At 70.4% G+C, this 12,800-nt stretch carries 10 protein-coding genes and 1 pseudogene; 6 read left to right on the top strand and 5 right to left on the bottom strand.

Translation table 11 applies throughout. The features are described from left to right. Nucleotides 1-90: 90 nt before the first annotated feature. The 5 genes and pseudogenes from ACIBBH_RS29605 to rpsL all read right to left on the bottom strand — a co-directional run. Nucleotides 91-308, bottom strand: a pseudogene (locus tag ACIBBH_RS29605) (hypothetical protein); the annotation flags it as partial. Nucleotides 309-634: 326 nt separating this feature from the next. Beyond that, nucleotides 635-1,828, bottom strand: a complete 1,194-nt coding sequence (gene tuf, locus ACIBBH_RS29600; RefSeq protein WP_399409778.1) for an elongation factor Tu — start codon at nucleotides 1,826-1,828, stop codon at nucleotides 635-637. A 156-nt stretch (nucleotides 1,829-1,984) separates the two neighbouring features. After that, nucleotides 1,985-4,111, bottom strand: coding sequence for an elongation factor G (gene fusA / locus ACIBBH_RS29595; RefSeq protein WP_399409776.1), 2,127 nt, complete (start codon nucleotides 4,109-4,111; stop codon nucleotides 1,985-1,987). 39 nt (nucleotides 4,112-4,150) lie between these two features. Next, nucleotides 4,151-4,621 carry a 30S ribosomal protein S7 gene (rpsG, locus tag ACIBBH_RS29590; protein WP_003998848.1) on the bottom strand — a complete coding sequence of 157 codons (471 nt, stop codon included), beginning with the start codon at nucleotides 4,619-4,621 and terminating at the stop codon, nucleotides 4,151-4,153. 2 nt (nucleotides 4,622-4,623) lie between these two features. Continuing rightward, nucleotides 4,624-4,995, bottom strand: a complete 372-nt coding sequence (gene rpsL, locus ACIBBH_RS29585) for a 30S ribosomal protein S12 (protein WP_003948652.1) — start codon at nucleotides 4,993-4,995, stop codon at nucleotides 4,624-4,626. A gap of 425 nt (nucleotides 4,996-5,420) precedes the next feature. On the opposite strand from rpsL, the gene ACIBBH_RS29580 reads away from it, so the two are divergent. The 6 genes from ACIBBH_RS29580 to ACIBBH_RS29555 all read left to right on the top strand — a co-directional run bounded on the left by ACIBBH_RS29580 (nucleotide 5,421) and on the right by ACIBBH_RS29555 (nucleotide 12,709). Next, entirely contained in the window at nucleotides 5,421-6,176 is a 756-nt protein-coding gene (locus tag ACIBBH_RS29580; protein ID WP_399409774.1) for a Crp/Fnr family transcriptional regulator, read from the top strand. A 167-nt stretch (nucleotides 6,177-6,343) separates the two neighbouring features. Beyond that, nucleotides 6,344-7,204 (top strand): hypothetical protein, encoded by an 861-nt coding sequence (locus ACIBBH_RS29575; protein ID WP_399409773.1) that lies wholly within the window; start codon nucleotides 6,344-6,346, stop codon nucleotides 7,202-7,204. Then, nucleotides 7,201-9,390 carry a hypothetical protein gene (locus ACIBBH_RS29570; protein ID WP_399409771.1) on the top strand — a complete coding sequence of 730 codons (2,190 nt, stop codon included), beginning with the start codon at nucleotides 7,201-7,203 and terminating at the stop codon, nucleotides 9,388-9,390. The genes ACIBBH_RS29575 and ACIBBH_RS29570 overlap by 4 nt, the downstream gene beginning before the upstream one ends. 54 nt (nucleotides 9,391-9,444) lie before the next feature. Next, nucleotides 9,445-10,983, top strand: a complete 1,539-nt coding sequence (locus tag ACIBBH_RS29565) for a hypothetical protein (protein WP_399409769.1) — start codon at nucleotides 9,445-9,447, stop codon at nucleotides 10,981-10,983. Further along, on the top strand, nucleotides 10,980-11,498 hold the full coding sequence (locus ACIBBH_RS29560) for a Pycsar system effector family protein (protein ID WP_399409767.1): 519 nt from the start codon (nucleotides 10,980-10,982) through the stop codon (nucleotides 11,496-11,498). Before ACIBBH_RS29565 ends, ACIBBH_RS29560 begins: the two co-directional genes overlap by 4 nt. Before the next feature lie 59 nt (nucleotides 11,499-11,557). Next, on the top strand, nucleotides 11,558-12,709 hold the full coding sequence (locus tag ACIBBH_RS29555; RefSeq protein ID WP_399409765.1) for a M48 family metalloprotease: 1,152 nt from the start codon (nucleotides 11,558-11,560) through the stop codon (nucleotides 12,707-12,709). Nucleotides 12,710-12,800: the final 91 nt, after the last annotated feature.

Genomic DNA, 12,800 nt, shown 5'->3' with positions numbered 1-12,800 from the left:
CGACGCGAGAGCGCAGCGCAGCGGAGCGGAAGCGCCCTTTACTCGGCTCGCGCAAGCACGACAATCGACGAGAAGCGGGCGGCCCCACGGTCACTCCCCAACCCGCCTGCTCTCCAGTGGGCCCAGATACGTCGGCGTCAGCCCGCCCGTGTCGATCACCCACCTCTGCAGCACCACCGTCGGATCCCCATCCAGAACTTCAGCCGGTGCACTCCGGCCCGCGCCACCGTGTGCCTCGTCGCCGTCCGGTTCACCTTGCCGGAGGTGTCGCGTGCCCAGACCGCGTTCAGCAAGCCGTCGTCCGCGCCGACGTTGATGTGCCCGGCAGCACCCAGACCTCGCCGCGGCGCGCGGGGAGGGGACGTCGTCCGGCCGTACGCCGGTCACCCGCTCGATGTCGTCCCGGAGATCCCCCGCGATCCGCACGACTCCCGGGTGATCCTCGGCGTTGACGACGACCGGCGCTTCCACCCCGGATTTGGTCAGTGGCATGACAAAGACTGAGAGGGGTGGCACGAGGCTACAACAGGTCGTACCCGCCGAATAGCTTCGAACAGCGAAGAGGCCCGCACGACCGAAGTCGTACGGGCCTCTTCAGGCCTACCGGTCAGAGACCTACCGGGTCAGTTCAAGATCACTTGGTGATCTTGGTGACCTGGCCGGCGCCCACGGTCCGGCCACCCTCACGGATGGCGAACTTCAGGCCCTCCTCCATGGCGATGGGCTGGATGAGCTCCACCTTCATCTCGGTGTTGTCACCCGGCATGACCATCTCGGTGCCCTCGGGGAGGGTCACCACGCCGGTCACGTCCGTCGTACGGAAGTAGAACTGCGGGCGGTAGTTGTTGAAGAACGGCGTGTGGCGGCCACCCTCGTCCTTGGAGAGGATGTAGGCCTGCGCCTCGAACTCGGTGTGCGGGGTCACCGTGTTCGGCTTGATGATGACCTGGCCGCGCTCGACGTCCTCGCGCTTGATACCGCGGAGAAGCAGACCGACGTTCTCACCGGCCTGACCCTCGTCCAGCAGCTTACGGAACATCTCGATGCCCGTAACCGTGGTCTTGGTCTTCTCTTCCTTGATGCCGATGATCTCGACTTCCTCGTTCACCTTGAGGACACCGCGCTCGATACGGCCGGTGACGACCGTACCGCGACCGGTGATGGTGAAGACGTCCTCGATCGGCATGAGGAACGGCTTGTCGACGTCGCGCTCCGGCTCCGGGATGGCGGTGTCGACGGCGTTCATGAGGTCGAGGACGGACTGCGTCCACTCCTTGTCGCCCTCGAGCGCCTTCAGCGCGGAGACCTTGACGACCGGGACGTCGTCGCCCGGGAACTCGTACTCGGAGAGGAGCTCACGGACCTCGAGCTCGACGAGCTCCAGGATCTCCTCGTCGTCCACCATGTCGGCCTTGTTCAGGGCGACGACGATGTACGGAACGCCGACCTGGCGGGCCAGGAGCACGTGCTCCTTGGTCTGCGGCATCGGGCCGTCGGTGGCGGCGACCACCAGGATCGCGCCGTCCATCTGCGCGGCACCGGTGATCATGTTCTTGATGTAGTCCGCGTGACCCGGGCAGTCGACGTGGGCGTAGTGACGCGCTTCGGTCTGGTACTCGACGTGCGCGATGGAGATGGTGATACCGCGCTGACGCTCCTCGGGCGCCTTGTCGATGTTGTCGAACGGGGTGGCCTCGTTCAGCTCCGGGTACGCGTCGTGCAGCACCTTGGTAATGGCGGCCGTGAGGGTCGTCTTACCGTGGTCGATGTGACCGATGGTGCCGATGTTGACGTGCGGCTTAGTCCGCTCGAACTTCGCCTTCGCCACTGGGGTCCTCCTGTGGAGTGGTTCTGTACGCCTTACTTCATCGGCGCCAGGTGATCTTTGCTGTTAAGTCCCGGAACCCGGGGCATTCATCCTGGAATGCGGCTGAATGCCCCTTGAGGCTCCGGAGTCAAGCCTACGGCGTGCGAACGGAGTGCGTTACTCGCCCTTGGCCTTCGCGATGATCTCCTCGGCGACGTTCCGCGGAACCTCGGCGTAGGAGTCGAACTGCATCGAGTAGCTTGCGCGACCCGACGTCTTGCTGCGGAGGTCGCCGACGTAGCCGAACATCTCCGACAGGGGCACGAGGCCCTTCACGACGCGGGCACCAGCCCGCTCCTCCATGGCCTGGATCTGACCACGGCGGGAGTTGATGTCGCCGATGACCTCGCCCATGTAGTCCTCGGGCGTGGTGACCTCGACGGCCATCATCGGCTCGAGCAGCACGGGGCTGGCCTTGCGCGCGGCCTCCTTGAAGGCCTGCGAACCGGCGATCTTGAAGGCGAGCTCGGAGGAGTCGACCTCGTGGTAGGCACCGTCGTGCAGGATGACGCGGACACCGGTCATCTCGTAGCCCGCGAGGATGCCGAACTGCATGGCCTCCTGAGCGCCGGCGTCCACCGAAGGGATGTACTCCTTCGGGATGCGGCCACCGGTCACCTTGTTCACGAACTCGTACGACGTGTCGCCGCCCTCGAGCGGCTCGATGCCGATCTGCACCTTGGCGAACTGGCCGGTACCACCAGTCTGCTTCTTGTGCGTGTAGTCGACGCGCTCGACGGCCTTGCGGATCGTCTCGCGGTACGCGACCTGCGGCTTGCCGACGTTGGCCTCGACCTTGAACTCACGGCGCATACGGTCGACCAGCACCTCGAGGTGCAGCTCGCCCATACCACCGATGATGGTCTGGCCGGTCTCCTCGTCCGAGTGGACCTGGAAGGACGGGTCCTCCTCGGCCAGGCGCTGGATCGCGACGCCCAGCTTCTCCTGGTCGCCCTTCGACTTGGGCTCGATGGCGACCTGGATGACCGGCGCCGGGAAGTCCATGGACTCCAGGATCACCGGCTGCTTGTCGTCGCACAGCGTCTCACCGGTCGTGGTCTGCTTCAGACCCATGACGGCGATGATGTCGCCGGCGCCCACCGAGTCGATCTCCTCACGCTTGTTCGCGTGCATGCGGTAGATCTTGCCGATGCGCTCCTTCTTGCCCTTGACGGAGTTCAGCACCGAGGTGCCGGACTCCAGGCGGCCCGAGTAGACCCGGACGAAGGTGAGCTTGCCGAGGTGCGGGTCGCTCATGATCTTGAACGCCAGCGCCGACAGCGGCTCCTCGTCGGACGGCTTGCGCTTGACGACCGTCTCCGGGTCCTTGACGTCGTGGCCCTCGATGGCCTCGATGTCGACCGGGGAAGGCAGGTAGCGCACGACCGCGTCGAGCAGGGGCTGGACGCCCTTGTTCTTGAACGCGGTGCCGCAGAACACCGGGGTCACGGTGGTGCCGGTGCCCTTGCCGGACGCGATGGTGATACGACGGATCGCGGCGTACAGCTGCTCCTCGGAAGGCTCCTCGCCCTCCAGGTACAGCTCCATGATCTCTTCGTCGTTCTCCGCGACGGCCTCGAGCAGCTTGCCGCGCCACTCCTCGGCGGCCTCGGTGTGCGTGGCCGGGATGTCGACGGTGTCGTACATCTCGCCCTTGGTCGCCTCGGCGGACCACACGAGCGCCTTCATGCGGACCAGGTCCACGACGCCCTTGAAGTCGGCCTCGGCACCGATCGGGAGCTGCATGACGATCGGCTGCGCACCCAGGCGGTCGCTGATCATGTCGACGCAGCGGTGGAACTCGGCACCGGTGCGGTCGAGCTTGTTGACGAAGCAGATGCGCGGAACGCCGTAGCGGTCCGCCTGACGCCACACCGTCTCGGACTGCGGCTCAACGCCGGCGACGCCGTCGAACACCGTCACGGCACCGTCGAGGACGCGCAGCGAGCGCTCCACCTCGACGGTGAAGTCGACGTGGCCCGGGGTGTCGATGATGTTGATGGTGTGGTCGACGTCCTCCAGCGGCCAGTGACAGGTGGTGGCAGCAGAGGTGATCGTGATGCCACGCTCCTGCTCCTGCTCCATCCAGTCCATGGTGGCAGCGCCGTCGTGGACCTCACCGATCTTGTAAGACACACCGGTGTAGAACAGGATCCGCTCGGTGGTGGTCGTCTTGCCCGCGTCGATGTGGGCCATGATGCCGATGTTGCGCACCTTGGCCAGGTCAAGTGAAGTGGTAGCCATAAGGCTTCAGTCTTCTCTCGGTCTCGATGTGGGTAGCGACTACCAGCGGTAGTGCGCGAAGGCCTTGTTGGACTCGGCCATCTTGTGGGTGTCCTCGCGCTTCTTCACGGCCGCACCGAGGCCGTTGGAGGCATCGAGAAGCTCGTTGAGGAGACGCTCGGTCATGGTCTTCTCGCGACGGGCGCGGGAGTAACCGACCAGCCAGCGCAGCGCCAGTGTGTTGGCGCGGCCGGGCTTGACCTCGACCGGCACCTGGTAGGTGGCGCCACCGACACGGCGGGACTTGACCTCGAGGGTCGGCTTGATGTTCTCGAGAGCGCGCTTGAGCGTGATGACCGGGTCGTTGCCGGTCTTCTCGCGCAGGCCCTCCATGGCGCCGTAGACGATGCGCTCGGCGGTGGAGCGCTTGCCGTTCAGCAGCACCTTGTTGATCAGGGAGGTCACCAGAGGAGAACCGTAGACCGGGTCGATGATGACCGGGCGCTTCGGGGCGGGGCCCTTACGAGGCATTCTTACTTCTCCTTCTTGGCGCCGTAACGGCTGCGAGCCTGCTTGCGGTTCTTGACACCCTGGGTGTCGAGCGAGCCACGGATGATCTTGTAGCGAACACCCGGCAGGTCCTTCACACGGCCGCCGCGCACGAGCACGATGGAGTGCTCCTGCAGGTTGTGTCCCTCACCCGGAATGTAAGCGGTGACCTCGATCCCGCTGGTCAGACGCACACGCGCGACCTTACGCAGGGCCGAGTTCGGCTTCTTCGGGGTGGTCGTGAACACACGCGTGCAGACGCCGCGACGCTGAGGGGAACCCTCGAGTGCGGGCGTCTTGTTCTTCTCGACCTTGTCCTGCCGGCCCTTGCGGACCAGCTGCTGGATCGTAGGCACTACTTCTCCGGTTTCTGTGTGCCGATAGGTACAGCTAACCTGGAACTTCGCCGACCCACGCGGTCGGGTGTGTCGAATCCGGCAGACTCCCGCCGCAAGGCGAAAAGGGCGCAGATTACGGTGGCCAGTGACGGCTCGCTATGCGGTTTGAAGGCACGCACGAGAGCCAGGGCACACCCCAGGCACAAGGTCTGAGCGTACCTACCTCACGGACTTCGGTCAAAACAAATGGAGCGCAGCCTGACACGCCGGGTGCCCCGGGTCACCCCGTTTGATTCACCCCAGTTGTCCCAGCCGCCGGAATGATCTTCCGGCTGCCCTCCCCATGATCTTCCGGCAATGGCCGGTTCGCGCTCTTCCGCGCTCGGCGTCAGCGGGCTTTCTGTACGTTGATCCGTCCGCTGCGGGGATTCGGGGGGCCGAACATGACGACGTGGACGCCGTCGTACTCAACGGACGACGGGGGTCTGGACGACCGGGTGCCGTTCCTGGCCCGGCTGGAGCGCGAGGACCGCTCGGCGCTGCTGGCTCTGGGCCACTCCCTGGACTTCACGCCGCGTACGGTGCTGATCCGCCAGCACGAGCCGTCGGCGCACGTGCTGTTCCTGGTGCACGGCTGGACGAAGGTCACCGCCTCGGCGGCCAACGGCTACGAGGCCCTCCTGGCGCTGCGCGGCCCCGGTGACATCGTCGGCGAGTCGGCCGCGCTGACCGGGCGCTCGCGGTCGGCGACGGTCACCGCGCTGGAGCGGGTGCGGGCGGTGGCGGTGGAGCGCGAGCGCTTCCGGGACTTCCTGGGCCGCTCCCCCGCCGTCTCCTTCGCCCTGCTCGGCCTCACCGCGGACCGCACCCGCGCGGCAGACCGGCGCCGGCTGGAGTTCGCGTCACTGAGCGTGCGGGAGCGGTTCGCCATCCTGCTCCTGGACCTGGCCCGCACCCATGGCCGCCGCACCCCCGCGGGCATCGAATTGGCCGTCCCCCTGAGCAAACAGGAACTCGCCGGCTCGGTGGGCGCCTCCCGCGAGATGGTCCAGCGCCTGCTGAGGGAACTCCGCGACAAGGACGCCGTCGCCACGGGCCGCCGCACGATGCTGATCATGCGCCCGGACATCCTCCGCCGTATCGCGGCGACGGACCCGGCGGCGGGGATCCCGTCACCGACGGGGCCTGGCCAACGCTGACCTGCCGCTGCGCAGCTCCTTCGCCGACCTGCCCGTCCCGCCATCGCCGTCCCCCCTGCGCCTTCTGTGTATCCCGTCACACTCGAAGTGGGTCATCCGCCCTCACAGGGACGCCCCCGCGGCCAGCAGTCTTCTCGTCTGCCCGCCACCCCCCTCGAGAGGCCGCGATGACCGACCCCGTGATCCGGACGATCCTGCTACTCGACATCGAGAGGTTCAGTGACCGGGACGACGTGGAGCAGGCCTATCTGCGGCGGATGCTCTACGACATCACCGACCGCACGCTGGAGAGCGCGGGCATCGACGAGACCCGGCGGCTGCGGGCCGACCGCGGGGACTCGGTGATGGAGCTGATCGACGCGGGCGCCCCGGTGACCGCGCTGCTGCGAGCCCTGCTCACCGAGGTGCCGGCGCAGTTGCGGACGGTCAACCGCATGGCGTCCCGGTCCGCGCAGATCCGGCTGCGCGGTGTCCTGGCCACCGGCTGGGTCGCCGTCGACGAACACGACGGCTGGGTCGGCTCCGACCTGAACCACGCCTGCCGCCTGCTGGACGCGGACGTGCTGCGCGCCGCCCTGCGCGAGCGCACCGGCGACTTCGCCCTGTGCGTCTCCCACGCCCTGTACGAGGGCGTCGTACGCCACGACCACCCGGGCATCCCGGCCGCCGACTTCCACACGGTGACGATGGCCGGCAAGAACGGCCCGTTGACGGCGTGGCTGCACGGCCCCGTACCGGCCACGACCGAGCACCGAGAGGACCACCGCGATACGGGGGAGGGGGAGGCGCCGGGCGGATCGGGGGACCGCCCGGCGCCGCGGGTGCCCCCGCAGGGCGGGGCCCCCGAGGACCGCCCGGCGCCGGAAGGACATCGGGGAGCCCCGGCGCCGGGTGCCGTCTTCCACTTCGACGGCGGCGCCCCCTCCTTCGGCGGCAGCCTGGTCGGCGGCGACCAGCACGGCGTCAGCGGCGGCCAGGTCACCGGCGATGTCAGCCTGGGCGGCCGCGAGCGGGGTGAGCGCGCGTGAGCACGCCCGAGCAGCCGGAGAACGGCAGACCGGCCCCGGCGGCCGGTCCGGAGCCCGGCGAGCCGCCCGCTGCGGAGGAGGACCGGCCGCGCACCGCCGAGGCCGGCGAGGAGCGTGACCAGCCACAGGACGCCTGGGCCGCCCGGCGTGACCTGATCGACCACAGCCCGCGCACCATGAACGTCGGGGACCGGGCCCGCTTCGGCGGCGGCCTGGCCGGCGGTGACCAGCACGCCGTCAGCGGCGGCCGGGTCACCGGCGACGTCATCATGGGCAGCAAGACCGAGTACCACTTCGCGATACCCGGCGCCTCCGCGCCCGCCTCGGCCTCCGGCGAGGTCCCGCGGGTCACCCTGGACCGCCTGGCCCGCACCTTCGTCGCCGACGAGGAGGTCATGACCGGCCTGCTCGAGCGGCTGCGCCGCGACCGCGTGCTGGTCCTGTCCGGCGCCCGTTTCACCGGCCGGCGCACCGCCGCCCTGATGCTGCTGCACCGCCTGGGCGCCGACCCCGTCCGCACCCTGGTCCGCGACACCGACCCGAGCGCGCTCGCCGAGCGGTTCACCGGTGACGACCAGGCCCGCGGCTACGTCCTGTGCGACCTCGCCACCCGCCGCGACCGCCCGCTGCGCGAACCGCACCTGCTCGCCGCCAGGGACCGCCTCGCCGAGCGGGACGCCTACCTGGTCGTCACCCTCGGCTCCTCCGCCGTACTGGAGGACGTACCGGCGGAGGAGTGGCATCCGCCCGCGACCGCCGAGGTCCTCGCCGCCCACCTGCGCACCCGCACCGACGAGGTGACCGCCGAGAAACTGCTCGGGCTGACGGCCGTGACCGAGTTCCTGGAGCGCGGGCACCAGCTGCGTGAGGTCACCGCCTTCGCGCAGCTGCTCGGCCGGTACGCGGCCGGGGAGGCCTCCGAGCAGGCGGTCGCCGACTTCTCACTGGTCTCGCTGGAGAACCAGGTCCAGGAGTGGTTCGAGGAGGACGAGAGCGCGATCCACCTGCGTGACAAGGCCTTCCTCGTCGCCCTGGCCGCCTTCGACGGCGGCCCGTACGCGCTCACCGCCGAACTGAGCGACCTGCTCTACCGCTTCCTGCAGGAGACCGAGAACCCGGCCCGCGTCCCGGAGGTCCCCGTCTTCGGCACGCACGTCGGCAAGCGGCTCCAGCTGGCCCGCGCTGAGCGATACGAAGACGACGAGCACACCGAATGGGGTCCGGTGACCCAGCAGAAGGCGAGGTTCCGCGACGAGCGGGCCTCCCTGGTCCTGCTGCGCGAGGTGTGGACCGGCCACCCCTCCGCCCGGCCCGCCCTCATCGCCTGGCTGCGCCGCCTCGCCGACGACGGCCGCCCGCTGGTGCGCACCCGCGCCGCCTCCGCCGTCGCCGTCCTCGCCCGCACCGACCTGCCCTCGGCGATGGCCCTGGTCATCGAACCCTGGGCGACCTCCAAACGCTTCCGGCAACGGCTGGTCGCGGTCAACGCCCTCACCCTCGCCCACCTCATCGACACGCCCAACATCCCGCGCATCCTGGACGCCTGGTGCGAGGGCGACGACGCGCGGCTGCGCTGGGTGGCCGTGCGGTCGTACGGGCTGATCGGACCGGAGCGTCCGGAACAGGCGCTGGCCGCGCTGCGCGGCGCCGCACGGCGGCTGTACGAGGACGGGCCCGGCGACCTCGACGGGTCGATGGCCCGCGAACTCGCCGAAGCCGTCGAGCTGTTGCTGCTGTCCCCCGCCAGCGACCGGGTCCTCGCCGAACTGCGCACCCACCTCGAGGACGACCGCGCGGTACGCGACCTCACGCTCGCGGGCTTCGTGAACGCCTGCCGCCGCACCGAGGGCGACGAACGGTACGGCACCCCGCTGGTGCTCGCCTGGTACGCCCGCGCGGCGACCACCGGTGACGCCCCGGCGCAGGGCATCCCGTACCTGTGGCGGGCCGCGCTGGCCGACCCGAACTCCACCCGGCCGGCGCTCGACGTGCTGCGCGAGTGGGTCCTGATCGCCGACCGCTCCTCGGCCACCGAGTGGGCGCTGGCCGCCCTGCTGCCCACGCTCGTCACCACGCCCGCCGAACACCAGCGGCTGAGCCACCTGCTGCGCACCATGCCCGGCGAGGACGGCAATCCCCCGCCCCCGGTGGCGGCCCGCCTGCTGACCACGCTTCCCACCCGCTGACCCACCCCAGAACGCCTCCCGCCCGTTCGCGGGGCCGCCCCAGGAGATCCGCCCATGCCCACCTTCCGCCAGCCCGAGTGGCAGCAGCAGGCCGACCGGCACTCGCACCTGCTCGACCCGGTCCTGACCGTGCGCCAGCTGTCCCGCTTCGAGTTCAGCCTCAAGTCGTACGTCCGCATCGACAACGCCCTGGTGTTCTCCACCGCCCAGGGCGGCTACGAGGCTTACCTGCCGCCCCGGCGGCCGACGCGCGCCGACATCGTGGCCAACCACTACACGGCCGTGTACGAGGTGGACATGGGTGTGCACCCGCACACTGACGACCTGCTGCTGCCCAGTGACAACGACGCGTTCGAGTTCACGGCGGCGGTCGACCTGTCCTGGCAGGTGCTGGACCCGGCCCGGTTCGTGGCCACGGGGCACCGGGACGTGCCCGCGCTGCTGCTGGGCGAGCTGCAGCAGGCGGCCCGGCCGGTGACCCGCCGGTTCGCCGTCGCCGACAGCGCGGCGGCGGAGGCGGAGCTGCTGGAGCGGATGCAGCTGCTGGGTCCGCTCGGCGCGCCGGCCGGCCTCCAGGTCACCTGGACGCTGCGGCTGCGCCGGGACCAGGCCAACATCGACCACGAGCTGCGCAAACAGGCCATCGGTCACTCCGCCGCCGAGCAGATCCTCGCGGCCCAGCGGGGCATGGACATCGACGTCGCGGTCGACCTGCGGGGCCGGCAGCAGGACGCGCTGCAGATCGAGCGGGCCATGGCGTACGGCCACCAGCAGCAGGCCTATCTCCTCCAGCAGCAGCAATGGCAGCACCAGCAGGCGCTGCTGGCGGGGCAACAGCAGCTGGAGCTCCAGCGGCTGGAGGCCGAGAAGATCAACTTCTACCAGTACCACCTCCAGCAGGGCGGCGTGCACGCCTGGGCGCTGCACCTCGCCCAGCACCCCGAGGACTCCCGGCTCGTCATGAACAGCATGCGCGAGGACCAACTCCGCATGATCCAGGCCCAGATGGAGCTGGTGAAGCAGCTGCTGAACGGTGACGCGGCGGAGAACTGGGAGCTGGAGGGCCCCAAGCAGCTGGCCCTGCGCACGGTCAACGACATCCTCAACCAGCGCCTGCCGGGCGTACCGCAGACCCCGCCGCCCCTGGCGCCGGGCGAGGGACCGGCCTACCCGCAGGCGGGGCCCGCCCCCGCGACCGGGAACGAGGAAGAGCACCGGACGACGCCGGGGACACCCACGGACGCCACGCCGCCCGTACCCGGTCCGTATGGAACGCCCGGCCCGGGTGCCTTCCCCGCACCCCCGTCTCCCCCGTTCCCCTCCACTCCGCCTGCTGCGGGGGCCTTCCCTCCGCCCCAACCGACCGCGCCGCCCACCGCACCGCCGGCCGCACAGGCGCCGTACCCCGGCGTGCCGCCCGTGACACCGGCACCCGCACCCGCACAGGCACACGCACCGGACCCGCAACCGCCCGCGTCCGCCTCCGCAGCCGTACCCGCTCCCCCGGCCGAGCCCCCCGCGTGGCAGCCGCCGCCCGGTTACGGGAGTGCTCCGACCCGGCCCGGCGAGGACTCGGCGGGCGGCGGCTCATGACCGACCCTGCCCCCGCCGCCCCCGCCGACCTCGTCCCCTTGTGCGAGCGGCTCCTCGCCGAGCTGCGCAACGAGGTCGCCCGGGCCGACAGCAAGGCGTCCGTGCTGGTGGCGGCGCTCGGGATGACCGCGGGGGTGTTCAGCGGCCTGCTGGCCGGCCGGGACTGGACGCCCTCGGAGCTGTCCGGTGTCGGTACGACGCTCTGGTGGGCCGGAACCCTCGCGCTCGGCCTGTCGCTGTTCGCCCTGCTGCTCGCCGTCCTGCCCCGGTTCCGCTCGGGGACCTGGGCGCCGGGCCGCCCTCTGTCGTACTTCGGCGACATCCAGCAGGCCGTCCGGATGGGCCGGTTGGAGGCCGCGCTCGGGGACACCCGGCGCGACCCGACGACCGGGCTGACCGCGGCCCTCGCCGAGATGAGCCGCATCGCCGCGCGCAAGCACCAGTGGATCCGCACCGGCCTGATCGCCTTCTGCACCGGCACGGTCCTGCTGCCCGCCTCGCTGCTGATCCGCTGAGCCGCCCCTCCCCACGCATCCCGCACACCGCTCCAGAAGCACGAACCGAAGGAACGACCATGACCCAGCCGCCGCCCTCACCCTCGGAGTACCCGGGACACCCGTACCCGCCGCAGTACCCGCAGGCCGCACCCCAGTACCCCCGGGCCTCCGCCCCCATACCGCCCCAGTACCCGCAGTCGCCGTACCCGCAGCCCCCGCTCACGCCCCCCGTCGCCCCGCCGGCCGTGCCGCCCCCGCCCGCCCCGGGCGACCCCTCCCACCCGCACCACATCAGCACCGACGCCCGCCGGGTCCACATCTCCGCGCACCAGCGCCGTACGGACGCCACAGCGGTCGGCGCCCTCCTGCTCTACCTGCCGAACTTCCTGTGCAGCCTCTTCGTCGTCGGCCTGGTCTCCCTCTTCTTCGGCAACCTCGCGTTCGTCGTGATCCTGCTCTGGCTTGCCAGCGGCGCACTCGTCTTCCACCGCCCCACGGAAAGCGCCCTCGCGCGCCATCTGCTCCGTCTGCGCTACCCCACTCCACAAGAACGAGCCAAACTCGAACCGGTCTGGCGGGAAGTCACGGCCCGTGCCGGCGTCGAGGGCCGCAACTACGAGCTCTGGGTCGAGGACAGTGACGCCCTGAACGCGGTCGCCGCGGCCGGCCACATCGTCGGCGTCACCCGGTTCGCCATGAACAACCTCCCCAACGGCGAACTCGCCGCCGTCCTGGCACACGAGCTGGGCCACCATGTGGGCGGCCACGCCTGGTCCGGGCTGCTCGGCTACTGGTACGCGCTGCCCGGCCGGATCGCCTGGCGCGTCCTGAAGGCCGTCTCCACCGTCGCCTTCCACGTCTCCAAGGCCTTCGGCTGCCTCGGCGTCGCCTTCGTCGTGCTGGGTGTCGGCGGCCTCGCCGTGGCGACCATCAGCACGCTGTACGGTCTTCCGCTGCTGATCCTCGGCGTGCCGTACGCGCTCGCCGCCGTCGGCCGCCGCTCCGAGCTGCGCGCCGACGAGCACGCGGCCGCCCTCGGCTTCGCGCCCATGCTGGTCGGCGTGCTGCACAGGCTGCACCAGCAGGAGGAGCAGGAGAAGGCCGCGCTCGCCGCGCACAACGGCGGGGTCCCGGTCGAGGAGAGCGCCCTGGCCAAGCTGCTGTCCTCGCACCCGGACCACCACACGCGGCTGCACCACCTGCAGCCGTACCTCCAGCAGCACGGCTGACTCGGGTCTGAGTCAGCCGAGCGGAGTCGCTGCGTGTGCGGGCCCGGTCACCGCCGGACAGACTGGGGCCATGCCCGCACCGCCGGCACGA

The organism is Streptomyces sp. NPDC051636, from assembly GCF_044453765.1.
In the GTDB taxonomy this organism is placed as follows: Bacteria; Actinomycetota; Actinomycetes; order Streptomycetales; family Streptomycetaceae; genus Streptomyces.
Note: the sequence above shows the minus strand (reverse complement) of the source record. Positions and strands in the feature narration are given on the sequence as shown.